We start from the raw sequence: 24,112 nt of genomic DNA on the forward strand, positions 1-24,112 counted from the left end.
AATCGCCGCCGGAGCGCGATGAAGTGCAGGAGCCCGCGCGCCGTCGGGGTTCCTCCCTGCCTCGTGACATCGTGTCCGAAGGGTCTAGCCGCCGAACGCCCCGAATCGCCGCACGCCCGCGCGGAAGACGAGGATGGCGGTGGTCGCGGCGGCCGCCGCGTAAGCGTATTGCACGGCGAGGCCCCGAAGCGCGGTCTTCGTGTCCATGAGGCCAATCACGACCTCGACGGGATATCCCAGGGTGTAGCGGAACGGCAATGCCTCCGCGACGCCGCGCACCCAGCCGGGGAAGAGCTCGAGCGGGACGACGTAACCCGAGAGCAACATGAACGTGATCAGCCAGAGCTGAAAGACGCTCGTCGAGCTCTCCAGGAAAAACGCGAGCGAGCCGATGATGGCCATCGTGAAGAAATTGATGAGCCACGCGCCCACGAGGGAGGCGAAAAAGATCGCGAGGAGGAGGCCGCTCCGGGTGAGGTCGGCATAAATGACGGCCACGACGACGACCGGGAGGCACAAAGCGGCCCGGAGCGGCAAGGCGGCGAGGTTCTCCGCGCTGTAGATCCAGAGCGGGTGGATCGGCTTCAAGAGGCGCTGCGAGAGCGTGCCCTGGCGGATTTCCTGGTTCATCTCCCAGACGAGCCAGGAGCCCGTGACCTGGCGGACGACGAGCGCGGCCAGGAAATACCCCACGAATTCGCCGGGGCCATAACGACCGACGGGCGCCTCCCGCGCGACGGCGGTCCAGATCGAGAGGCTGACGAGCGGCATCGTGGTCGTCAGCATCCAGATCACGAGCTCGGCGCGATACGCGAGCGCCGCCGAGAAGCCTACCCGCAAGAGCGTCGGATAGGCCTTCAAAGGATTCATTTCGTGGCCTCGCTCGGCTCCTCGGCCGGGCGCGCGAAGAGATCCCGCATGACCTCTTCGAGCGGCGGATCCTCGATCGTGAGGTCACTCGCGTCCGCGCTCGCGACGAGGTGGCCCACGGCCTCGCGCACCTCCGATTGCGGGACGCGCAGGACGGCCCGCGTCCCTTCGAGCTCGACGACCGTCCCGACCCGCTCGAGCGCCGCACGATCCGGCGGGGCGGGGAAGACGAGGACGATACGTTTGTCGGGGCGGATCGTCTTCACGAGGGTGGCGAGGTCGCCGTCGTAGCGGAGTTTGCCCCGGTCGATGACGATGACGCGCGGGCAAAGCGAGGCGACGTCGTCCATGTAATGGGAGGTGAGCAGGATCGTGGCGCCGTGCTTCTCGTTGTACTTGCGGATGAAATCACGCACGACGAGCTGCATGGAGACGTCGAGGCCAATCGTGGGCTCGTCGAGGAAGAGGATGCCCGGGCGATGCAGGAGCGCCGCCGCCAGCTCGCATTTCATGCGCTCGCCGAGCGAGAGCTGGCGTGTCGGCTTTTTCGCGAGGGCGCCGATGTCGAGCAAGGTTTCGAGCTCGCGCAAGGTCTCGGCGAACGTTCGGTCGGGGACGCTGTAAATGGCGCGGTTCAGGTCGAAGGTCTCGGCCGGCGGCAAGTCCCAGAGGAGCTGCTGCTTCTGGCCCATGACGAGCGTGATCGCCCGCAAAAAGCTGGCCTCGCGCTGCCGCGGGACGTGGCCCGAGACCTTCACCTCGCCGCTCGTCGGGTGCAAAAGGCCCGAGAGGATCTTCAAGGTGGTCGTTTTTCCCGCGCCATTCGGGCCGAGGAAGCCGACGCGTTCGCCGGGCTCGATCGTGAAGGAGAGGTCTTCGACCGCGCGCACTTCCTTGTACGTTCGGCGGAAAACGCTGCGCAGCGCAGCCGCGAGGCCCGCCGGGCGCTCATGGACCCGGTAGACCTTCGTGAGTGCGCGGACCGCGACGGCGGCTTCCATGGGCGGCGGAGGGTAGCACCGAACGAGGCCCAGATCGGTTAGCCTCCGTCATAGCCGTACATGACCGACTTCAAGGCGACCCCCACGTCCGCAGACCCCCTCAGCGAGGCGCCGACGGGCTTGCTTCTTTCGAGCGCGCCGGGCGAACGCGTCGCCGGGCGATACTCGCTCCTCGGCCTGCTCGGCGTCGGCGGCATGGGCAGCGTCTACCGCGCCCGCGACGAGGAGCTCGAAGAGGTCGTGGCGCTGAAGGTGCTGCGGCAAGACCTCGTGAACGAGCCCGGGATGCTCGAACGGTTCCGCCGCGAAGTGAAGCTCGCGCGCCGCGTCACCCACAAGAACGTGGCCCGCGTCTTCGACATCGGCGAGCACGGCGCCGACAAGTACCTGACCATGGAATACGTCGAGGGCGAGCCCCTCAACGTGGTCCTCGCGCGGCACGGCGCGATGCCGGTCGCCCGCGTCGTGGAGATCGTGACGGCCATCTGCGCAGGGCTCGCCGCCGCGCACGCGGCCGGCGTGGTGCATCGGGATCTGAAGCCCGAGAACGTGCTCATGGCGAAGGACGGGCGCGTGGTCATCACCGATTTCGGCATCGCGCGGATGCACGACCCCGACGGGTCGCGCACGCAAGTCGGCGCGGTGATCGGGACACCGGCCTACATGGCGCCCGAGCAGGTGCAGGGGCTCGCCGACATCGACGCGCGCGCGGACATCTACGCGCTCGGCGCGATGTTGTACGAGCTTTTCACGGGCGAAAAAGCGTGGCGCGGGGAGTCGATCGTGAGCATCGCGGCGGCGCGGCTGGTGCAGCCGCCGCCGGATCCACGCGCGAAGCGGCCCGATTTGCCGACGGCGTGCGGGGCGCTCGTCCTCAAGTGCATGGCCCGCGAGCGCGAGGAGCGATATCGCACGGCGCAGGAAGTGGCCGAGGAGCTTTCGAGCCTGACCATGCCGGCCATGAACAGGCTGCCCGTGACGACGCTCGTGACGCCGAGCGTGTCCGTGTCGACCGGAGGAACGCCGCCGCCGGCCGCGCAGGCGTCGAGCGAGAAGACGGTCGCCGTGCTGCCATTCCGGAACAGCGGGCCGCCGGACGACGAGTACCTCGCCGAAGGTCTCACCGACGATCTGATCGATACGTTGTCGATGACGCAGGGCCTGAAGCTCAGGCCGCGCGGCGTGGTGATGCGCTGGAAAGGCGTGGATCAGGATCCGCGCGAGATCGGGCGTGAGCTCGCGGTGCAAGTGGTCGTCGAGGGCAGCGTGCGCAGGACGCCCGCGGGCGTGCGGATCAGCGCGCGTGTGCTCAGCGTGGCCGATGGGTTCCAGCTCTGGGCGAAGCGATTCGATCGGCCGGAGAAAGATCTCTTCGTGGTGAACGACGAGGTCGCGAAGGCGATCGCCGACGCGCTGACGGTCGACATGGCGCAGCCCGCGCGCGAGTCGCCGACGGATCCCGTGGCCGTCGAGCTCTACCTGAAGGCGCGCGTCGAGTACCGGAAGTTCTGGGTGCAGCACGTGCGCGAAGCCGTGAAGCTGCTCGAACAGGCGCTCGCGCGCGCGCCGCAGGATCCGACGATCCTGTCCGGCTACGCGAGCGCGCTCGCGCGGATGTCGTTCTTCAACGGGGATAACGCGGTCCTGGCGAGGCAAGCCGCCGAGCGCGCGCTCGCCGTGGCGCCGCACCTCGCGGAGGCACACCTCGCCATGGCGCACGGGTTGTTCCAGTTCGGCGACGTGGCCGGCGCGGTGCGGAGCGCGCGGCAGGCGATCACGCGCGCGCCCGCGCTCGCCGAGGCGTATGGCCTCATCGGGATGATCCTCTCGGAGTCGGGGCCGCTCGACGAGGCGGCGCGTGTGCTCGACACGGCGCGGTCGCTCGATCCGGCAGCGCCCTCGGTGAGCCGGAACCTCGCGCGTGTCTTCGTGCTGCGTGGCGACTGGGACGGCGCGCTGAAGCTCCTCGAGCAGGTGCGGACCATCGAGGGCGAGTTCGCGTACTTCGCCGGCCTGACGCGGTACGCGATGTGGTTCCGCGACGAGGCGCTCACGAAGGACGTCGCCCACCGGCTCCGCGACGTGAAGGCCGATTCGCCGATCCAGATGGCGATCCGCGACGCGCTGCTCGACAAGATTTCGCCCTTCGACTCGCCGGTCTTCCAGCAAGCGATCGCGAACCGCGACGGGGGCTGGCGGCGGAATGCGTACTTCCGGCAGGTCGAAGTCGAACTCGCGGTGTACGTGGGCGACGTGGCGCGCGCGGTCGGTTCGATCGTGCCCTGCGCGCAGAGCGGGCTCATCGATCTCCTGTGGATGGATCGTTGCCCGCTGGTCGAGCCGATCCGCGCGACGCCGGAGTTCTCGGCGGCGCGCGTGATCGTCGACGAGCGTGTGTCGCGGATGCTGGAGGCGTTGCGGGCGGGTTAACTCGGCGATCGGAAGAGCGCGAGCACGCTGGTGTAAAGCTCGAGCCGTGATGGACGGCCTTCGCGCGGGCTGATCTCGAACGCCGCGTGCATGCCGGCGATCGGGAGATCGCCAAAGCGCTGGCGAAGGATCCGCACCTCGGCGTCGGGCACGCCGTGCAGGGCCTGGCCGCGGCCCGCGCAGCTCAAGTAGATCGCGAAGCGCGGCGCCGCGCCGAGCGCGTTCTTGGAGACGACACGCGCCATCGTCTCGAGGTCGGCCTTCGCCGTCTGCGCGTCCCGCACCGCGAAGGCCATGAGCATCCCCGGGCGCGCGTCCGGGCCGATCATCACGCCGCGTCGCGAGGGATCGATCCCACGCACAGGCCGGATCACGAAGCGCGGGCGCCCGTCGTCCGTGATGTCGTCGGGCTCGGCGAGCGCGGCGAACACGAGCGGAGAAGAAGCGCCCGGGTTCGGGGCGCCGGGCGCGCCTCGGGAGAGCTCGTCGAGCGCGCCGCGACCGCCGAGGCGGAGCACGAGGCCCGCGTTGACCTCGTCGATCGGTGCGAGCTCGGAGACGAGCCGACACGCGGGCGAGGCCGCGACGATCGGTGATGCGAGCCCCTTGATCGACATCCCCACGGCGCGGGCCACGCGCTCTTCACCGTCGGCCGTGATCACCACGCCCCCCGCGCCGACCGCGCCGGCGCCGAACACGCAAGCCGACGGCGCCGCCGCTGCGATGCCTTCGAGCAAGCTCGTGTCGAAGCCTTCGGTTCGGTGGAAGACGAGCGCCGTGGAGGGGCGCGCGCCGAGGGCCTGGCCGATCGACTCGCCGAGCGCGCGGGGCGCATCGTCTGTGTCGCCGAGCGCGAACGGCGTCACTTGTCCGCCGTTCCAGAGGAGGCCGCTCGCGGCGGGGATTCCCTCGAGCTCGGCGCGCTCGTGCAGCACGCCGGCGCCGGGGACGAGCACGGTCGGCACACCTTTCCACGCGGCTGCCACGCGGGTCGCGAGCGTGTGGAGGTGCGGCACGAGTGGGCCGGTCACGAAGACGAGACCACCTGTCGGGGAGGTGACCGCTCCACGTGTCTCCCGGAGAACGCGGGAGAGCCCGTCGGGGGAGGTTACGCTGGTGCAGAAGCTCCGCGCTGCCATGGATGGCGATGGAGTCTACCCGAGCGGACGGCCCTCTCGACAGGGGGGCCCGGGGCGGATTATCGTCGGCAGAAGTACGAGCTCCACGATGAGCACACCGCACGACCGGAATGACGCCCTGCGTCAGAATGAGGCGCCGACGCTCCGAGGGCGGTGGCCCGTCCGCTCCGCAGCGCGAACCGACGTCGGTAAGCATCGCAAGAGCAACGAGGATGCGTTTTTCCACGACGACGACCTCGGGCTCTACATCGTCGCGGACGGGATGGGTGGGCACGCTGCGGGCGAGGTCGCGAGCCATCAGGCGGTGGACACGATCCACGGGATGGTGAAGCGCGGGCTCAGCGGGCTCGGGGCCATCGATGGGGAGCTCGACGAAGCCCTGGCGCGCGCGGCGTGTCGGATCATGGAGGGGGCGATCCAGGCGGCGACGTACCTGATCTTCGCGATGGCGGAGCTCGAGCGCGACAAGCTCGGGATGGGCACGACGATCAGCGCGGCGCTTTTCCTCGGCCGATCGCTGGTGACGGGGCAGGTGGGTGATAGCCGCATCTACCAGATCCGCGAGGGCGCCGCGGTGCAGCTCACCGAGGATCACACGCTGCTCGCCTGGCAGATCAAGCAAGGCCTGCTGACGCCCGCGGAGGCGGCGAAGGCGACGCACAAGAACGTGATCACGCGCGCCGTGGGCAACCGCGACTACGTGGAGGTGGACACGGCGGTGATCTCGGTGCGGGCGGGTGATCGGTACTTGCTCTGCTCGGACGGCTTGCACGGCTACCTGAAGACCGAGGAGATCCCGGAGATCGCGGCGCTCGGCGCGAGTGACTCCGTGACGCGGTTCATCGACCTCGCGAACGGACGAGGCGGGAAGGACAACATCACCGCCGTGCTCGTCGAGGTGGTCTAGTCCCGAGGGGGACGCCTCGCGTCCCCCTCTCGGCCAGGCGAAGCCCGGCCGATTCACCCCCCGAGCGAGCTCGCTTCGCGATCTCCTAGAACATCGTTCCGATGTTCTAGATCCCGAACGACCACGCGTAGATCCGAAGTTGTCCGTTTTGTTGACCCCTTCGTCGATTGTCTGATACCCGCCGGCAAGAAGGTCGTGACGTGGTCCGAGCGTTCACGGAGGCGGAGGTGGATTCGATGAAGAGGCGATCGATGCGGAGGCGAGTCGGCGTGATCATGGGTGGCTCGTCGTCGGAGCTGTCCGCCGGACATGCCGTCGCGGAGGCGCTTTCGGCGCGCGGCCACGAGGTGGTCCGCCTGTCGCTCGGCGAGAGCTACGGCCCCGACCTCGCGTCCGTGGTCCAGAAAGCGCGGATCGACGTGGCCTTCCTGGCCGTCTCCGGTCGCATGGGCGAGGACGGCTGCGTGCAGGGGCTCCTCGAGCTGCTGCGGATCCCGTACACGGGGTCTTCCGTGCTCGCGAGCGCGCTCGCGATGGACAAGCTGAAGGCGAAGGAGATGTTCCGCCTGCACAACGTGCCGACGCCGCCGTACTACACGGTGTCGGAGGACGCGGACCTCAGCGACCTCGAAGGGATGCACGGTTCGTTCGGCTACCCGGCGATCGTGAAGCCGCGCGGAGAGGGGTCGAGCCAGGGCGTGTCGCGGGTGACGAACCTCGAGGAGCTGCGCGCCGCGCTGGAGCAGGCGTTCGAGTACGACGACATCGCGCTCGTGGAGCGGTTCGTGACGGGCGTGGAGATCAACGTCGCGATCCTGGACGGGCAGGTGCTCGGCTCGGTGGAGGTGGCGACGCCGAAGGCGATGCTGGAGGATCCCGGCGCGGAGCTCGTGAAGGTGGCGCTGTCGCCGCAGCGGGAGCGCGGGGTGCAGAACCTGGCGGAGCGGGCGGCGCGGGCGCTCGGGTGCACGGGCGCGGTGCGGGTCGACCTGCTCGTGACGGCGGGCGAGAACGAGTACGTGCTCGAGGTGAACACGCTGCCGGCGCTGTCGCCGGACGGCCTGCTCGCCCGGGCGGCCGCGGCGAAGGGCTACGATTTCGGCGAGCTCTGCGAGGCGGTGCTCGACGGCGCGAAGCTGAACCAGCCGGCGCGCCGGAAGACGCCGGTGGAGACGCTCTCGGCAGGCGGGTTCCGCGCGAACGCCGCGGCGCCGGTCGCGATGATGAAGTCGGTGGGCTGAACCCAGCCCTCGATCCCCAGCCCCCAAAATCTCCGAACATCGTCTCTCGTGCCCGGATCCTCGTGTCGAGGGTCGCTGGTCATCGTGGTCCGCGGGTGTCGACGCGTGTCGAGGGCCGCTGGTCAACGTGGTCAGCAGGTGTCGACGCGCGTCGAGGGGCGCTCCTCACGATGAGGAGCGCCCGTTGACGGGCGTCAGGGGTGGCTCCTCATCGTGGTCCGCGGGTGTCGACGAGCGTCAGGGGTGGCTCCTCATCGTGAGGAGCGGGTGTCGACGCGCGTCGGGGGTGGCTCCACATCGTGAGGAGCGGGGGTCGACGCGCATCAACCCTCTCGGTCGTCGTTTCTCTGCTGCCCGAGCGTGCCGAAGAGCCAGTCGCAGAGCGGGAACGTGATGTTGAAGTTCTCGTGCGCCATGCGGCCGAGGTCGTGATGGAGCGCGTGCCTTTGCCGCAGGGCGCGGACGAGGCGGCTTTTCGCGATGAGCGAGCGCTCCGGCAGGTGGTAGGCGAAGTGGAGCCACTCGTAGGTGAGGAAGTACGCCATGGCGGTGGCCACGAAGAGCCAGCCGGCGTTCGGGGTGGCGACGGCGAAGAGGAGGAGCGCGACGGGGAGCGCGACGCCGCCGAGGACCACGAGGATCATCACGGGGGGGAAGAGGACGATGGGGAAGTCGGCCGCGGAGTCGCAGGCCATGGCCTCGCGCGTGAAGAAGCGGTGGTGCCGCAAGGTGTGGCGCTCGTAGAGGATCGGCAGGAGCTTCTTGCGGCGGTGCATCGGGCCGCGGTGCACGAGGTACTCGACGAGGTTCGCGAACAGGAAGGTGCTCGGTACGACGAGCGCTTCGAGGAGGCGGACACGCTCGACGTGAGAGGCGGCGAAGATGATGACGGCGAGCGAGGCGAGGCTCGTGAAGGCGAAATGCGTCCAGCCGGCGGCGCGCGTGCTCGGCCTTCGTTCGGCGCGGTCCTGGCCGCGGAAGGCGAGCACATGGGGCGGGGCCATGTTCGAATTCTAGTGCGCCCGCGCCGCGACCCAGCGGTTTTCCGATGGCATTCTGCGGAGATGCTCCGGACGAACGGACGCAATGAAACGGCCACGCCTCGGACGCTCTCGTCGCGCCGCGCTTCGTGCTAGGTTGCGCGCGAAATGGAGCGGCACGAGCTCGAGGGTTTGACGCGGGAGGAGCTGATCGCTCTGGCAGAAGAGCTCGGCGTCGCCCGCCCGCGCGCGCTCACGATTCCGGAGCTCGTCGACGAGATCGTCACGCGCACGGCGCGGAGCGAGCGAGACCGCGCGCGGTCGCGTGGATGGATGGGGCGAGCGAGGGATCTGCTCGTCGGGGTGATCGAGCGAGGTCTGCACCTGCCCGACGTGGCGAGCGCGGTGCGAAGCGCGCCGCCGGCGAAAGGCTGGCCGACGGCGCCGCCGCCCCTCGCGACGGTGACGCTCGCGGAGATCTACGCGGCGCAGGGGTTCGTGGACAAAGCGATCGGCGTGCTCGACGAGGTGCTCGCGCGCGAGCCCGAGCACACGGAGGCGCGCGTGCTGAGGCAGCGGCTCGTCGCAGGAGGCGCGGCGCCCGCGGTCGAAGAAGAGATGCGGGAGGAAGTCGTGACCACGCCGAGCGAGAGTGACAGCGAGCCCGAGCCTGCCGAGGAAACGAGCACGGCGGAAGCCGCGGAGGTCGAGGCCGCGGCGGAGGCGAAGGCGGTCGAGGAGGCGGAAGCAGAAGCGGCGCCGGCTGCGGAAGCGGTCGCGGAAGCGGCGCCGGCTGCGGCAGCAGTCACGGAAGCGGAAGCGGCCACGGAAGCGGTCGCGGAAGCGGCGCCGGCTGCGGAAGCGGAAGCGGTCGCGGAAGTGGAAGCCGAAGTGCCTGCGTGGTCGGCGCCCGAGGCGGATGCCATCGAGGAGCTGCCGCTGCCCGAGCGCTACGACGTCGACGAGATCGTGGCCATCGCGGTCGATCCCGCGACGATCTACCTCTACTGGGAAGTCCGGCCCGTGAGCCTCGCGCGTGCGCGGGCTCGGCATACCGACGGCGCGCTCGTGGTGCGCATGGTCCAGGTGACGCCGAGCTGGGATGGCCCGATCGTCGAGCAGCGGGATCTGCGCATCGACGCGCTCTTCGGCGACGCCTACCTCCGCAACTTGCGGCCGGGATCGAACGTGCGCGTGAGCATCGGCTGGCTCGCGCACGGCATGTTCGAGCCGTTCGCCATCGGCGCCGAGGTGATGACGTCGCGGAGCGAGCCCACCGCGTCGGTCTCGGTCCGCGTCGCGCGATGGACGCCCGAGCGAGGCGCGCCTGTGCAGGGCGGCGTCGCGGCTGCGGCGCCGGTGCGCGCCGAGGCTCGGGCGCCCGCGCCTGCCGAGATCGAGTCGATGCTCGCGCCGATCCTCGCGGGGACCACGCCTCCTGTGCATACGGGTGGCGCCGGGCGGATCGAGGCGATCGGTGATCGCTGGCCCACGCTCGATTTCGGTGATCGCGGCGTGCCCGTCGAGGCATCGAGGCCGAACGCGCCGGCGCGTGGCGGCGCGAGCGAGCTTCCGCGTGGCGGAGCGAGCGAGCAGGTTCGTCCGGGATCACGCGAACGGTAGAGCGCGACGACAATCGTCGGATCGTACGCAACTCGTCGCGGGCCGCGTCGATGTACGTGCATGGTCCAACGAGTTTGTTCCGAAGTACGGTTTCCTCTTCTATTGGCCCTCGCCGCTGCGCTTGCCGCGCTCCTCCACGTGACGCCGTCGCGGGCCGCGTCGACGTTGCTGGACGACGACTGGGCATTCCACACGGTTGCGGATCTCGACGACGCGCAGGCGCACGAGCTCTGGAGTGATGGTGCCTCGCGGGGATCGTTGTGGGTCTCCCTTCAGGTGTCGTTCGTTCGTCGCGACGAGGGGAGAAACGATCTCGGCGCGATGGTGCTCGTCGGGGTCCCGATCGAGCGGATTGCCGAGCCTGCGGGGGCGCGGCGCGCGCGTGGTCGCATCGCCAAGGCCACGCATGTGGATCCTCCCGCTGCGCTGGAGCCCGCGCCGGAGCCTGCGCCTTCCACCCCTGCCGAGATTACGCCGGGGCCACCACGTGTCGTGGTGCAGCTCTTGATCTCGCCGTCCGTTGCGCGTGCCGTCGTGTCGGCGGCGATCGAACATGCGCGCCTCGAAGAGCATGTCACGCGGATCGATCGTGTGGCCTCCCGCGCGCGCGCGTCCGCGCTCTTGCCCGAGCTTCGGTTGCGCGTGACGCGTTTGCTCGACGAGTCGCGTGCGCTTGCGCCGACGGAGTACGATCCGGATCGCGTCACGGTTTCCGGAGGATCGAGCTTGTGGCTCGAGGCACGCGCGACGTTTCGCCTCGATCGGCTCGTCTTCGCTGACGAGGAGGTCGCGCTCGAACGGCTCCGCGAGGAGCGCGCCTCGGCGAGGCACAAGCTCGAAGCGCGCGTGCTCGAAGTGCTCTTCACCTGGCAACGCGCGTGCGTGGAGCGCGACGACGAGACGCGTGATCCCGAGGCACGCACGCGCGCTGCGCTGACGGTGATGGAGGCGGATGGCACACTCGACGTGCTGACGGGGGGCTTCTGGTCGCGATGGAAGGCGACACGGCTCGGTGCGGACGCGACGGCCACACGCTGATCCGTTGCATCGACCGCATCGCGGTCGATGCACCCTCGGTCCAGGGCTGCGCCCTGGTCCGGGTCCAGGGGTGGACAACCCCTGGTCGGGCCCGGGGTGAAACCCCGGCGAAACGGCTGCCAGCCGTCAGAGAATATCTGACGACAGCTTCACCCAGCGCTCGGCTGTGCCGACATCGCCGTCCTTGTCCTTCACGCTGGCTTTCACGAGTAGCGTCTTGCCGAGGAGTTGCTCCACGTCCGTTGCGCCGTCGATCTGGAAGCGCAGGCCGTAGAGCTTGCAGTAGCCGCCTTCGTCGGGATCGAATGTGAAGATCACGGTGAAGGGGTTGATGTCGAGACCGAGCTCCTCGACGTGGCCTGTCAGCGTCGTGATGCTCCCGGACTGGCGCAGGTTCTTCATGCGCAGTGCGATCCAGATGTGATGGCCGCCCTGCGGGCCTGCCTCGATCTGCGCGAGATCGTAATCGCTCGTCGGCAGGTAATCGGCTTGGCCCTTGCCTACGATGAGCGTTGGCGGGCCGTCGTTCGGCTTGCAGATGTCTGCTTTTCCTTTGGCCCAGCCGGAGCGGTAGTCCTCGAGCATCGCGGGGCTCACGTACGAGGCGCCGCAGACGCCGCCCGTGCATGTCTGCGGCGCGTCGCAGGTCGGGGCCGTGGAGCCGGCACACGCGGCGGAGAGATCGACTCGCAAGAGAAGCGTGCGACCGGCCTCGATCGTGCTGCCTGCGGTGCGGATGACGAGTGGCGTGCTCGTGCTGCCGAAGGCTTCGATCTCGACGTCGACGTCGTCGCCGCCTTCGAGATCTGCGAAGCCGATTTCGAGCGGGATTTCGAAGGGGGATGCGCCGTCGGAGAAGAGCTCCTCGTCGCTGATCATGGCGCCGTTGACCTTGCGGATCACGTGCAGACGCAGGACGTCCACGCCGACGCGTAGATCACTCGTGACACCGACGACGAGGCTGCCCCGGGTCGGGGCGCCGCCGGAGCAGCTTGGGAGGATGAGGAGGAGTGTGACGAGGAAGGAGAGAAGCCGGATGACGTTACCCATGACGGACCTCGCGAGGGGAGGGGATGCGAGGTGGCTTGGGCGTGTCCGTCAGTTGATGCCCTCGATGGCCGTGAGGAACTTGTCGGCAGGGACGAACTCGGTGAACCGCTGCCGCTCCTTGCCGGTCGAGTCGTAGATGACCACCGTCGGAAGCCCAACCACCCCGTACTTCTTCTTCACCTGCTCGACCTGCGGATCCTCGTCGTCGGTCGCGTCGAACTTGACCGCGACGAAGTTGCCCGCCTTTTCCATGACGCGTGGATCGGAGAAGGTGTGCTTCGTGAACTCTTTGCAAGCACCGCACCAGTCGGCCGTGAAATCGACCATCAGCGGCCGCTTCTCGCGTTGCGCCCTCTCCGTCGCGTCCTTCTCCGAGTGCTCCCACGCGAGGAGCTTCTTGCCCGTCGCCGCCTCCGCCGTCGCCACGACGTGTGGCATCTCGGGCGGAAGCTCGATGCTGATCCAGAGGATGAAGCCGCCGGCCGTCGCGACCGTGATGCCGAGCGCCTTGCGGATCTTCACGCCGAGGCCGCCGTCGCTCCAATCGAGGTGCACTGCGCCGAGCAGGATTCCGAAGAGGATCGCTCCGATGCCCGCGACCATGAACATCGTGTCATGGCGTGCCACCTTGGTCATCGCGGGGATGGCGTAACGCAGGAAGTAGAGCGCGCAGACGAGCAGGACGGTGCCGAAGAACGACTTCACCGAGACCATCCACTTGCCGCTCTTCGGCAAACCGACGGCGAACGCGCCGACGAGGAAGAAGGGCAGGCCGAGGCCGAGCGCGTAGCAGAAGCCCACGAGCGCGCCGAGCGCCACGCTCTGCGTCTTGCCGATCCAGAGGATCACGCCGGTGAGCACGGGGCCCGTGCACGGCGCGGCGATCAAGCTGCTCACGAGGCCGAGCGCGAATGCACCGCCGTAACCGACGCCGCCGACGCTGGAGAGCCGCTGCATCACGCCGTCGGGGAGCGTGAGCTCGAAGGCGCCGAACATCGACGCGGCCATCGCGCCCATCACGAGCGCGATCCCGACGTTGACCCACCACTTCTGCAGCGCTGCGCCGAACAGGTTGCCCGTGAGCGCCGCGCCGACGAGCAGCGTGGTGAAGAGGACCGCGATGCCCATGACGAACGAGAGCGAAAGCAGAACGGCCTGCTTTCGGCTCGATGCCTGCTTGGCTCCGAAGACGCTGACCGTGATCGCGATCATCGGGTAGACGCAGGGCGTGAGGCACGTGAGGAGGCCGCCGGCGAACGCTCCCACGGCGCCGCCGACGAGGCCGTAGTCCTCGCGCAGGCGCGTGAAGAGGTCGCGGCTGTCCTCCGCCGCGAGGGCCGCGGAGGGCGAGAGCAAGAGCACCCCGAGCGCGAGCGCGGCGAGGCAAAGCGGCGCGAGCGATCGAGGCCCGGAGAGAGGCTGAGCACTTCGGAAGGCGGGTCGCACGGCGCGTATGTTACCAAAGGGTCGGGCGCTCGGCCCGATCCGCGAGCGACACGATCTTCGATTCAATCGGCCGGCAGGCGAGCGAGCGCCTGGCGGGCGGCCTCGACCTCGCCGCGGAGCGCAACGGCCGTGGCCTTCCGGCCGGACGTCGTGCGGTCGACGAAGGCCTCGAGCCAACGGCGAGCGTCGTCGGGTCGGCCGGCATGCAGGGCCAGGAGGCCAAGCACGAAGCGGCCGTAGCCATTGCCCGCGGGCGCGACGACGAGCCTGTCGATGAGGTCGCCGATTCCCTCCACGGTTTGCCCGTGCGCGAGGCGGGCGAGCGCGAGGTGCCCGTGGTAGAGCGGCTTGTCCGTCGTGCCCCAGCGCGCCGCGCGTGAGATCGCGGCGATCGCCTCGGGGTAGCGGTGGTGCAGGTAGAAGAGGCTGCCGAGGGTCCAGTAGTGGAACGCCTTGCGGCTCGCGGGGCCGATACGCGCGGCGAGCCGGAGATGCGCGGCCGCGCCTTCGACGTCGCCGAGCGCCTGCTTTGCGCGCGCGGCGTCTTGATGGGCGACGTCGGGCAGCACGTCGAGCGTCAGCGCTTGTTCGGCGATGGCGGCGGCCTGCGCGAAGCGGCACTCCTCGTAGTAGGCGAGGTAGAGCTGACGGAGCAGCATCGCCTGCGTCGTGCGATCGAGCTGCGCGCGCGCGGCGAGGCCGCGCCTCGCCCAGAGTGCGCGCGAGCGCGGCGTCGGCGCTTCGAGCGCGCGGCGGAGCATGTCCTCGGCGAGCACGGATTTCGGCCGCGCGGGTCGCTTCTTCGCCGGAGCCTTCGCGCGCTGGCGGCGTGCAGAAGTTTTCTCCGTGGCTGCAACGGCGACGTCCGCCTCGCGTTCGCGCTCGTCTTCACGCGATGTACGCCGCGGCGCCTTTGGCTTGGCCGTCTTCCCCGCTCCTGCGGGGGCGAAGGAAGCTGGGTTGTCCTTCGCCTTGCTCACGGATCGAGATTAGCAAGGCCCATACAAGCGTCCAGAATTCGACACGTCCCTGCGTGTGAGGCTGCGGCCCCTCGCGCGGCGAGGTTGCGCCTCGGGCGTAGGCACGCCAAGGTCTCGACGCCATGGGCCAGCGGGTAATGGAGCAGGGTGGTTCGAGCGCGAGGAGGGGCCTCGCCGGGGCCTTCCTGACGCTGGTGCTCGGGTTCGTCGCGGTCGGGTGTGGTCGTCCGGCGACGCGGGCCGAGTGTGACGAGATCTTGGACAAGAGCGCCGCGATCGAGCTCGCCGCGCAGAACGTCACCGACCCTGCCGAGGTGCAGAAGAGGACAGCCGCCGTCCGCGCCGCGCGAGGGGAAGAGCTCGTCAGCAAGTGCGTCGGCCGCCGGATCACGCAGCGCGCGATGGAGTGCGTGCGCAAGGCCACGACGGCCGAGCAGGTCGATCTGTGCCTCGATTGAGCACGCCCGCGACCCGCGCGGAGGTGGTCGCGACGCTCTTGATCGTGCTCTCGGTCGTGGGGTTCGTCCTGTCGAAGCCGATCCGCCGCTCCCTCGCGTCGCATCCTTCGCCGGACACGTGCGCGGCTCTGCTCGATCGTTACGTGGAGCACATCATCCACGCGATCACAGACAAGCCGCCTGCATCGGAGCTCGCTTCGCGCAAGGCCCAGGCGCGTACGATCGCTTCGACCGATCCCAAGTTCGCCCGCTGCCCGACCTACCTCACGGTGGACGAGGCCGACTGTGCGATGCGCGCGAACAATGCCGACGAGTTCGAGCGATGTCTTCCTTGAGGAAGGGCGATAAGTCGGGAGAGCGTTGCCCGGGCGCGCGCAGGATTTCAGCGGTCGTGTCGATCGGCACGTCGTTTCCTGGTCGCGTCGGCGGACCCTATGGTAGGGTCTCTTCGGGCCTTCAGGAGCCTTATCGATCGCCGTGAAAGTCATCTCACCGCTTCTCGGCTTCAACAACAACGTCAAGCACAAGGGACGTGTCTTCCATATTCAAACGGAAGACTCGGGGCACCGTCACCCGCACGTGATCACGCATCTTTTTGCGGACGGCGGGCGCATCCTGAAGACCCTGAAGACCTCCTACGCGGAGCACCTCAACGAGGCGAACGTGCAGGAGATCGTCCGTCAGCTGATGAAGGATCAGCACAAGGCGATGTTCGTCGCTTTGCGAGACGGGCAGTTCGACCACATTTTCGAGGAGAAGACGGAGGCGTCGGCCCCCGCCGCGGCGCCCGCTCCGGCACCCGTGGCCGCGCCCGCGCCTGCGGCGCCTCCTCCGGCGCCCGAGCCCGCGGCGCCTCCGCCGAGCTTCAAGCCGGATCTGCCGCAGCGCCCCTCCGTCTTGATGAACGCGGCGGATCTGCAGGCCGCGCTTCGAGGCAATCCGCCTTCGCCGCGGCCGCCGCTGGCGTCGGTGTCGCCTGCGGACATCGACGCCTCGCTGGCCGGGCTCGAGCAGCAGACGAAGGCGCCTGAGACAGCGGCGTTCGTGCAGCAGACGCAGGACGTCCCGCCGCCGCCCACGTCGGTCAAGAAGGGCGGCGCGCTCTTTACGGCGGGCGTCTACCGCGCGCTCGGCACGCCGGAGCCCGCGTCCGCGGCGTCTCCGTCCTCCGCCGGTCGTTACGCGCAGACCCGCCCCCCGGCCATCTTCGCGACCGCGCGCCCCGCGCAGGGAACCTCGATCTTCGGAGAGGATCTCATCAGCGAGAAATCGCTCGACGAGGTCATCCTGAGCTACTTGGCCGAGGACCTCGAGGGCGGCGAGAGCCCGTAGCCGCGCTCTCGTCCTCTCGAGGAGGCTCGTGCCCAAAGCTCGCCTCGCGTTCTCGAACAGCTTGTGGCTCTACCCGCTGTCGATCCTCGCGATCGTCAGCGTAACGGCGTTCGTCGCGTTCCGGCTCCTCGATATTTCGCACGCGCAGCCCGGCGGCGTGACCGCGCTCTTCGGCGAGATGTCGCCCGACGACGCGAGCCGGATCATGGGCGGCACGGGCGAGGTGATCGCCGCGATCCTCGGCATCGTCATCACGGTCGCGTCGATCATCGTGCAGCTCGCGGCGACGCGGTACACGCCGCGCATCACGGACATGTTCTTTCGGGACCGTACGAACCGCGCGGTGATCGCGTTCTTCGTGGTCTCGGCGGTCTTCTCGCTCTGGGTGAACTACGCGATCCGGCAGGCGCCCGATGCCGCGCAGTCCTTCGTCCCGCGCTTCGGCGTCATGGGCTCGATCGTGCTGCTCACGCTGAGCCTGCTCGTGATGGCGCCGTACTTCAATTACGTCTTCGACTTCCTCGAGCCCGACAAGATCGTCGAGCGCATCCGTCGAGGCGGCGTCGCGCAGGCGCTCACCCGATCACGCGGCGAGTCGGAGGACGAGGTCGACGGCCGGCGCATGACGGCGCTCTCGGCGCTCGAACACCTCGCCGACATCGGGCTCAACGCGATCGAGCAGAAGGACAAGGGCATCGCCTCGAACACGGTCGACGCGATCTGCGACCTCGTGGTCGCGTACATGCCGCACAAGCGCGAGCTCGACGATCGGTGGTTCTCGATCCGCGGGCGACTCCTCAAGGACGCCGACTTCGTGAGCATGAACGAGATCGCGCTCGGCAAGCTCCAGAGCGATCGCACCTGGCTCGAATACAAGGCGCTGCGGCAGTTCTTGATGGTCTTCCGCGAGGCGCTCACGGAGATGCCCGACATCGTCAATCGCATCGCGATCGGCACGCGTTACATCGGGCTCGCGGCGCTCGCGGCGGAGGATCGCGCCGCGCTCGCGACGGTGATCAAGTTCTTCAACACGTACATGCGCCGCGCGCTGAACGCGCGGGACGTGCCCGCGGCCTACAACTGCCTGAACCAGTACCGCTACCTCGGCGAGAAGATCCTCTCGCAAGGCTGGGGCGACGAGGCGCTGCGGATCGCGGGGCACTTCAAGTACTACGCGCAGACGGCCCACGCGATGAAGCTCGCGTTCGTCACGGAGACCGTGGCCTTCGACCTCTGCGCGCTGAACGAGCTCGCCTACGATCTCGGCGTGGAGGTGCGGGACGAGCTCTTGCAGATCTTCCTCGAGGTCGACAAGGAGGCCGAGGTGGCGCAGCAGGAGCAATCGCTCCGCGGCGTGCGCAAGGCCCAGGTCAAGCTCGCGACGTATTACCTGCAGAAGGGTGAGATCGATCTCGCGCGGCGGATCCACCGCGACATGCGCGACGAGCGACCCGATCGGCTGCGCTCGATCAAGAACGAGATGCTCTCCGTGACCACCAACGAGTTCTGGGAGATCAACGATCGCGGGGTGGTCTTCGAGTACATCGAGCCGGAGCGGCACGCCCACTTGCACCAGTTTTTCGAGTGGTTTCCCCACCTCGAAGGGCACCCCCGCGAGGCGGGCGGGCCGAAGCCGCCGGCACCCGTGGCCCTCACGCCCGGCGGCGCACACGAAGGTTGAGCCGGGCGCCGCGCATTTCCGACGCAAATCGGCCGGGTCCGGGGGTAGACTGCTCGCATGCTCGGGCGGACGGCCCGTTACGTCTTGGTCCTTTCGACGCTGCTCGGCGCGGGTTGCACGCCCGAGCTCGGCGACGTGCCGTTCGCGTGCGAATCCGGCGGCGTCTGCCCCGAAGGCTACTCGTGCCAGGCCACGGTCTGCGTGCGCGACGGCGCGACGCCCACGAGCCGCAGGCCCAAACGCGTCGCCTGGATCAATCCGCCGGAGATGTTCTGGCTCTCGTCCGAGGGCGAGGGCGCGACGCTCATCGTGAACGACGGGTTCACCCCGGGCGCGCGCGGGATCTACGAGATCCGCGTCGCGCCCGACGGCAAGCTGTCCGAGCCGCGCGCGCTCTACACGTACGGCGGCGGGACGATCTCCTCGGCCGTCGTGCCGCTGCCCGATGGCCGATACGGCGTGGTCCTCGTGCGGTTCCCGAACGTCGAGTCCGACGAGACGACGCTCGAGCTCCTCGGGATCGAGCGCACGTCGGCGAGCGGCTCGACGCCCGCGGTGGAGAAGCTTTTCTCGACGACGACGCCGTTCCTCGGCGGCGTCGAGCCTCCGTACGTCGGCGCCGCGATCGACGGGACCACGCTCAACATCGCGTGGACCCTTCCCTCCGGTGGTGGTCGCGTCGAGGTGCTGCACCTCGAACGGGAAGGCTCGCTCTGGAATCCCACGTGGAAGGCGTCGACGAACCTGCCGCCGGACGTGCCGCCGCTCTCCGGCGACTGTCAGATCTTCCGTGACGACGGCGGCCTGCTCACGGTGCGCGTGGGCTTCGAGAGCTACGCGCTCTCGACGCTGGATCCCGCGACCGCGATGGGCGGCATGGGCTCGATGGCCGAGTTCGTGCCGACGAGCGACGAGCCGCTCTTCGGCTGGAAAGACGGCGTCTTCGCGATGCGGCTCGGCGACTTCGATCCCGCGAAGGCGACGTACGCGGTGAGCTACGTCTTCGCCCCTTCGACGGGCATGCCCACGGAGGACAAGGGCTTCGTGCTGCCGGAGACGACCACGCCGTTCGTGGGCACGCCGTTCGAGGGAGGCGCGCTCGTCACGCCGGTCTCGCGTGATCCGAACCTGCCCACGATCGACGTCGCGTGGCGGTCGCCGACGGAGCCTCTGCGGATCGTGGCGAGCGTGCCGCGGACGAGCACCGGATTGGTCTTCTCGGCGCGCGCCTTCGGCCTCGGCGACAAGGCGTACGTCGCGTGGACCGAGTTCTACGAGTCGAACATGGACCTCTGGATCGGCGTGTCGGATCTGCGTCGCGGGGGCATGGGGACGCTCCTCGGTCGATCGGTGCGGGCGCGGGCGTTCGCGCGACCGATCGAAGGGCCGCGGATCGACAAGGCGCAAGGACAGGGGGCACCTTGAGGGGATCGAGGGGACGGGTTTTTTCGAGCGCGCTCGTCGCCGCGCTCGGGATGTTCGGGGCGGGCTGCGGAGAACCTTCGTTCGGAGAGATGCCGGCGCTCTGCGCGGAGGGCGGCGCTTGCCCCGAGGGATACGACTGCATCCACGGCGTTTGCGCGCTGCCGGGCACGCCGGTGCCCATCACCGTCGGCGTCGTCCCGTACCTGCGTGGCTCGGACGTGCGCGTGGTGCCGCAAGCGTCGGGCGTGCTCGTCGTGTGGGAGACGTACGCGTATTCCGACGAGGGGCAACGCTTCGTGGGCGCGCGCGTCACGCCCGAGGGCGCCGTGAGCGCGCGCATGGACATCGTGGGTCGCTACGTCGCAGACGGCGATTCGCTCGAGCCTTACTTCGACGTCCTGCCCGTCGGCGGTGATCGTGTGCTCGTGGCGATCAGCGCGCCTTCGCTCCCCGACGATCCCACGGTCGAGCCGCGCCTCGTCACATACCGCGTCGATCTGCCTCCCGAGGGGCGCGAGGATCAGCCGGCCGCGTTCGAATCCGCGTGGGCCAAGGAGGAGCGACTCGCGACCGTGGGGTACGGCGCGGTGAGCTTTCCGAAGCTCCTCCACCGCGGCGATCGTGTCGAGCTCGGCTACGTGCGTTCGCGGACGGCGACCATCGACAACAACCTGGAGACGGTCGCGGAGCTCGCGATCTTCTCGATGCAGGAGGACGGCACGCTCTTCTCGCTGGATCCCGAGTACCACCCGGCGCGCGCGAAGTTGCCCGTCGCCGTGGGCGTCCTCGGCGCGTTCAGCACGAGCACTGGCGCGTGGTGGATCCTCGACAACGAGCGGCCGAGCGCGGTGCTCTTGCCCGACGGTGGTGGCGAAGCCGAAGTGAAGCTCGGTCGCCTCGCGATCCCCATCGCCGCGGACGACGCGTCGCTCGCATACATCGCGCCCTCGGCGCGGCAGGGCGACAAGCAGCCCACCGATCCCGTCTCGGGACCGGCCGAGCTGCGCACGGTCGCGGCGCCCGTGATCGGCGATCCCACGCCGCCCGTCGAGACCTCGATCGGCGCGCTCCCCAGCCTGCGTGACACGCCGCGCCCCGCGTGGATCGGACGCGAAGGCGCCAAGTCGATCCTCGTCACGCCGGGCGAGGCCATCGACGCGCCGGAGATCGCGGTCTACCTCGTCGACGCGGCGAGCGCGGAGGCGTCGCGCGTCGCTTCGATTCCGCGGCTCTCCACGCGCAGCATCGGCGCGCTCCATGCGGTCCTCACTTCGGGCAAGCTCTTCGTCGGCTGGCTCGAGACGGACGAAACGTCGGCCACGATCCGCATGGCCGTCCTACCCGAGCCCGAGCCCCCGGCGGCACCTTGAGGCGCGTATGAGCATCGGCTCCATTGGCTCCCAGCCTTTGTTCGCAGGCAAGTACCGCCTCCTCCGCATGCTCGGCAAGGGCGCGATGGGCGAGGTGTGGCTCGCCGAGGAGGAAGGGCCGCGCAACTTCCGCCGCCGCGTCGCGGTGAAGCGCCTGCTCACCGCGGGCGACATCGGCGACGTCGCGACCGACTCGTTCGTCGCCGAAGCGCAGGTGATCGCGCGCCTCGATCATCCGAACGTCGTGCGCTTGATCGAACTCGGCAACGCCGAGGGTGGCCTCTACCTCGTGCTCGAGTTCGTCGACGGCGCTGCGCTCGATCGCATCTTCAAGCGCACGGGCACGCTCGCGCCCGCGACGGTCGCGTACATCGGCCGCGAGGTCGCGCGCGCGCTCGAGGCCGTGCACGGCATGTGCGACGAGAACGGCAACAACGTCGGCGTCGTGCATCGCGACGTCACGCCGTCGAACATCCTCGTCGCGCGCGACGGCCGCGTGCGGCTCTCCGACTTCGGCGTGGCGCGGATCTCGGGCCTCGGCGGCGAGAAGACCGAGACCGGCGTGTTCAAGGGCAAACTCCCGTACATGCCGCCCGAGCAGGCGCGCGGCGAGCCCTTCGACGGGCGCGCCGACGTGTTCGCGCTCGGCATCACGCTCTTCGAAGGGCTGCTCGGGCGCAGGTTGCGCAAGGCCGAGACGCAGACGCAGCTCCTCATGATGATCGCGAGCGAGCCGGTCGCGCGCGTGCACGAGCTCTTGCCGGGCATCCCGGAGCCGCTCGCGCAGGCGATCGATCGCGCGACGGAGCTCGATCCGCGCCGGCGCATCGCCGACGGCGGCGAGCTCGCGTATCTCATGGACGAGGCCTTGCGCGCGCTCGGGCCGAGCGCCGTGAAGGAAGCACAAGCCGAGCTCCGCGCGCGAGTCGAGCAGGTGGCGGGCGCGCCCGCGGCTGGATCGAGTACGCCGGGCACGGGGCAAGCGAAGCGGCCGCAGGAGTGGAGCATGCAGCTCGGCACGGGCGCGACGCGACCGAGCGCGTTTCCGGCCGAGACCACGCGTTCGTCCGACGCACCGGGGCAACCCTCGTACGGCACGCATGGAGGCATGCCGCAGCCGGGGACGGGCGCAGGTCGGATCTCGGCGCCCGGTTATCACCCGTCGATGATGGGCGCGCCGGGATCGGCGCCTGGATCGCGCAGCGTGACGAACGTCGCGAGCTTCGCGGACGCGGGCGCGCCGTCGAGCTTGCAGGCGAGCGGGCGACGCTCGATGGTCCTGCCCATCCTCGCGCTCGCGGGCTTCACGATCCTCGGCGGCGTCACGGCGTTTTTCGTGCTCTCGCGGAGCGCGTCGGGGCCACGCACGGATCAAGCCGTCACGTCGGCGTCGCCGTCCGCGATCACGCCTGCGCCGACCGAATCGATCGCGGCTCTGCCGAGCACGACGGGCCCCGAGGCGCAGCCCACGGCGACGTCGACGGGCGCGCCCTCGACTTCGCCGACGGCGACGGTCGCGCAAGGGACGGGCGCGCGAAACGTGGACCCCAAACGAACGGGGCAAGGCGCGACGTCTGCGCCGACCGCGTCCGCGTCGGCCGAGGAAGCAAATTCGAACGAGCCGGGCACGCTCGTCGTGTCCGTCTCGCCTTGGGCCGACGTGACCGTGGATGGTCGTTCGGTCGGGACCACGCCGCTCGCGCCGATCTCGCTCGCGCCGGGCCCGCACTCGGTGGTCTTGCGCAACAGCGAGCTCGGCGCGTCGCGCAGCCTGTCGGTCACGATCAAGCCGGGCAAACCGTCGTCGGTTCGGGTGGATCTGCGCAGGGCGGAGTAGGGTTTGCCATGAAGAACGGGAGGCAACGCATGGGCGCTCGGCTCGGGCGAGTCGCGGTGGCGCTTTCGGTAGGTGCGGCCCTCGGCGCCGTCGGGACGGAGGCGCGAGGGGAGGACCTCGCGAGCGTCGTGGCGAGGGCGCGCGAGCAGGTCGAGAACGGCGCGTTCGCGGACGCGCTCCGCACGCTGAACACGTTGCCCAAGTCGGAGCTGCCGCCGACGCTCGCGGTGGAGGCGGGCCTCCTGGAAACGCAGGCCGCGCTGGTCACGCGTGGCGAGGCCGCGGGCGCGCAGGCGTGCGCGAAGGCGGTCGTGGCGGCGGGTTACGATCCCGAGGTCGCGCGTGATCAATCGCCGAAGGTGCGCGCGGCTTGTCGCGCGGCCGCGGAGAGCGCGCGCAAAGAGCGGATCGAACGGGCGGGCGTGAAACTCTCGGACCTCGAGATCGAAGCGCCCGAGGTGGCGTGGGCGCCCGTGCGGATCTCCGCGACGGCGAGCGTCGCGCCTCCGTGGCTGCGCGTGATCGCGCGGGTTCGATCGAGCGCGATCGAAGGCTCGTTCGACCTGCCGCTCGCGCCTTCGCCCGATGGGCCTCTGCGCGGCACGCTCGATCCTTCCTTCATCCGGCCGAAGGCCAAGCTCGACATCACGATCGTCGCGCAGGACAAGTTCGGCGATCTCGCGACGACCGCGCTCACGAAGTCGCTCACGGTGCCTGCGCAGGAAGCGATCGTCGCGCTCGGCGACGTGCCGGGCTCGGCCGTGGTGCTGGTCGACGATAAGCCCGTCGATCCGGACGACGACGGCCGCGTCGCTGTCGAGCCGGGCAAACACGACGTCGAGATGCAGGTCGACGGCGCGACGTCGAGCACGACCGTCACCGTGCAGCGCGGCAGCGTGGCGCGCGTGGCGCTGTCGCCGACGAAGGGCGGCGGTCGCACGTTCGCCTGGATCGCGACCGGCTTGACCGTCGGGCTCGGCGCCGCCTCGGGCGTGTTTCTCTACACGGCGGCTTCGCGCACGAGCGAGATCGAGGACCTCGCGGCGTTGCGCGAGCCGGGCACGAGCTTGCCCGCCACGGACTACGCCGAGATCAAGGCGCGTGACGACGAGCGGCGGACGTTCCAGACGGTGGGCCTCGGCCTCGCGATCGGCGGCGGCGTGATGGGCGCGCTCGCGCTCACGTTCTGGCTCTTGCCCTCGGGCGGTGGGAAGAAAGCGGCGAAGAAGGACGCGCATCTCGCGCCCGTGGTCGTGCCGTACATCGGGCCGGGAAGCGTGGGTTTGTCGGGTACGTTCTAGGAG

The 24,112-nt window shown here is 69.5% G+C and carries 20 protein-coding genes; 13 read left to right on the plus strand and 7 right to left on the minus strand.

Annotation, left to right across the window (positions count from 1 at the left end; genetic code table 11):
• Positions 1-84: 84 nt before the first annotated feature.
• The gene (locus tag QHF84_RS12750; RefSeq protein WP_281313529.1) at positions 85-870 is read right to left on the minus strand and encodes an ABC-2 family transporter protein; all 786 of its coding nucleotides are present in this window, start codon (positions 868-870) and stop codon (positions 85-87) included.
• On the minus strand, positions 867-1,871 hold the full coding sequence (locus QHF84_RS12755) for an ATP-binding cassette domain-containing protein (protein ID WP_281313530.1): 1,005 nt from the start codon (positions 1,869-1,871) through the stop codon (positions 867-869). The genes QHF84_RS12750 and QHF84_RS12755 overlap by 4 nt, the downstream gene beginning before the upstream one ends.
• A gap of 60 nt (positions 1,872-1,931) precedes the next feature.
• On the opposite strand from QHF84_RS12755, the gene QHF84_RS12760 reads away from it, so the two are divergent.
• Positions 1,932-4,301, plus strand: a complete 2,370-nt coding sequence (locus QHF84_RS12760; RefSeq protein ID WP_281313531.1) for a protein kinase — start codon at positions 1,932-1,934, stop codon at positions 4,299-4,301.
• Here QHF84_RS12760 and QHF84_RS12765 read toward each other — a convergent pair.
• Positions 4,298-5,332 (minus strand): FIST C-terminal domain-containing protein, encoded by a 1,035-nt coding sequence (locus tag QHF84_RS12765; RefSeq protein ID WP_281313532.1) that lies wholly within the window; start codon positions 5,330-5,332, stop codon positions 4,298-4,300. The two genes, QHF84_RS12760 and QHF84_RS12765, sit on opposite strands and share 4 nt — an antisense overlap.
• A 196-nt stretch (positions 5,333-5,528) precedes the next feature.
• Between QHF84_RS12765 and QHF84_RS12770 the strand changes: the two genes are divergently transcribed.
• The gene (locus QHF84_RS12770) at positions 5,529-6,347 is read left to right on the plus strand and encodes a protein phosphatase 2C domain-containing protein (RefSeq protein ID WP_281313533.1); all 819 of its coding nucleotides are present in this window, start codon (positions 5,529-5,531) and stop codon (positions 6,345-6,347) included.
• 236 nt (positions 6,348-6,583) lie between these two features.
• The gene (locus QHF84_RS12775) at positions 6,584-7,588 is read left to right on the plus strand and encodes a D-alanine--D-alanine ligase (RefSeq protein WP_281313534.1); all 1,005 of its coding nucleotides are present in this window, start codon (positions 6,584-6,586) and stop codon (positions 7,586-7,588) included.
• A 323-nt stretch (positions 7,589-7,911) separates the two neighbouring features.
• Here the strand turns inward: QHF84_RS12775 and QHF84_RS12780 are convergent, their stop codons facing one another.
• Complete coding sequence (locus QHF84_RS12780; RefSeq protein WP_281313535.1) at positions 7,912-8,592, minus strand: sterol desaturase family protein; 681 nt, start codon at positions 8,590-8,592, stop codon at positions 7,912-7,914.
• Between the two features lie 144 nt (positions 8,593-8,736).
• Between QHF84_RS12780 and QHF84_RS12785 the strand changes: the two genes are divergently transcribed.
• Together QHF84_RS12785 and QHF84_RS12790 are read left to right on the plus strand one after the other, a co-directional pair.
• Positions 8,737-10,191: a DUF4912 domain-containing protein gene (locus QHF84_RS12785; protein WP_281313536.1), complete on the plus strand. Its 1,455-nt coding sequence runs from the start codon at positions 8,737-8,739 to the stop codon at positions 10,189-10,191.
• A 102-nt stretch (positions 10,192-10,293) separates the two neighbouring features.
• The gene (locus QHF84_RS12790; protein ID WP_281313537.1) at positions 10,294-11,229 is read left to right on the plus strand and encodes a hypothetical protein; all 936 of its coding nucleotides are present in this window, start codon (positions 10,294-10,296) and stop codon (positions 11,227-11,229) included.
• 126 nt (positions 11,230-11,355) lie between these two features.
• On the opposite strand, the gene QHF84_RS12795 is transcribed toward QHF84_RS12790, so the two are convergent.
• From QHF84_RS12795 to QHF84_RS12805, 3 genes are all read right to left on the minus strand, one after another.
• Positions 11,356-12,279, minus strand: a complete 924-nt coding sequence (locus QHF84_RS12795) for a hypothetical protein (RefSeq protein ID WP_281313538.1) — start codon at positions 12,277-12,279, stop codon at positions 11,356-11,358.
• A 48-nt stretch (positions 12,280-12,327) separates the two neighbouring features.
• Positions 12,328-13,725, minus strand: coding sequence for a cytochrome c biogenesis protein CcdA (locus tag QHF84_RS12800; protein ID WP_281313539.1), 1,398 nt, complete (start codon positions 13,723-13,725; stop codon positions 12,328-12,330).
• A 62-nt stretch (positions 13,726-13,787) separates the two neighbouring features.
• Positions 13,788-14,705: a tetratricopeptide repeat protein gene (locus tag QHF84_RS12805; protein WP_281313540.1), complete on the minus strand. Its 918-nt coding sequence runs from the start codon at positions 14,703-14,705 to the stop codon at positions 13,788-13,790.
• Between the two features lie 122 nt (positions 14,706-14,827).
• Between QHF84_RS12805 and QHF84_RS12810 the strand changes: the two genes are divergently transcribed.
• The 8 genes from QHF84_RS12810 to QHF84_RS12845 all read left to right on the plus strand — a co-directional run bounded on the left by QHF84_RS12810 (position 14,828) and on the right by QHF84_RS12845 (position 24,109).
• Positions 14,828-15,163: a hypothetical protein gene (locus QHF84_RS12810; protein WP_281313541.1), complete on the plus strand. Its 336-nt coding sequence runs from the start codon at positions 14,828-14,830 to the stop codon at positions 15,161-15,163.
• Entirely contained in the window at positions 15,151-15,498 is a 348-nt protein-coding gene (locus QHF84_RS12815) for a hypothetical protein (protein WP_281313542.1), read from the plus strand. The genes QHF84_RS12810 and QHF84_RS12815 overlap by 13 nt, the downstream gene beginning before the upstream one ends.
• A gap of 142 nt (positions 15,499-15,640) precedes the next feature.
• Positions 15,641-16,495 (plus strand): hypothetical protein, encoded by an 855-nt coding sequence (locus tag QHF84_RS12820; protein WP_281313543.1) that lies wholly within the window; start codon positions 15,641-15,643, stop codon positions 16,493-16,495.
• Positions 16,496-16,523: 28 nt separating this feature from the next.
• Positions 16,524-18,176 carry a DUF2254 family protein gene (locus QHF84_RS12825; protein ID WP_281313544.1) on the plus strand — a complete coding sequence of 551 codons (1,653 nt, stop codon included), beginning with the start codon at positions 16,524-16,526 and terminating at the stop codon, positions 18,174-18,176.
• Positions 18,177-18,233: 57 nt separating this feature from the next.
• Positions 18,234-19,601 carry a hypothetical protein gene (locus QHF84_RS12830; protein WP_281313545.1) on the plus strand — a complete coding sequence of 456 codons (1,368 nt, stop codon included), beginning with the start codon at positions 18,234-18,236 and terminating at the stop codon, positions 19,599-19,601.
• The gene (locus tag QHF84_RS12835) at positions 19,598-20,971 is read left to right on the plus strand and encodes a hypothetical protein (protein WP_281313546.1); all 1,374 of its coding nucleotides are present in this window, start codon (positions 19,598-19,600) and stop codon (positions 20,969-20,971) included. The genes QHF84_RS12830 and QHF84_RS12835 overlap by 4 nt, the downstream gene beginning before the upstream one ends.
• A 7-nt stretch (positions 20,972-20,978) precedes the next feature.
• Complete coding sequence (locus QHF84_RS12840; RefSeq protein ID WP_281313547.1) at positions 20,979-22,808, plus strand: serine/threonine protein kinase; 1,830 nt, start codon at positions 20,979-20,981, stop codon at positions 22,806-22,808.
• Positions 22,809-22,816: 8 nt separating this feature from the next.
• Complete coding sequence (locus QHF84_RS12845) at positions 22,817-24,109, plus strand: hypothetical protein (protein ID WP_281313548.1); 1,293 nt, start codon at positions 22,817-22,819, stop codon at positions 24,107-24,109.
• The last annotated feature ends 3 nt before the right edge of the window (positions 24,110-24,112 follow it).

Origin of the sequence: Polyangium sp. y55x31 (assembly GCF_029946505.1) — a bacterium.
GTDB lineage: Bacteria > Myxococcota_A > Polyangia > Polyangiales > Polyangiaceae > Polyangium.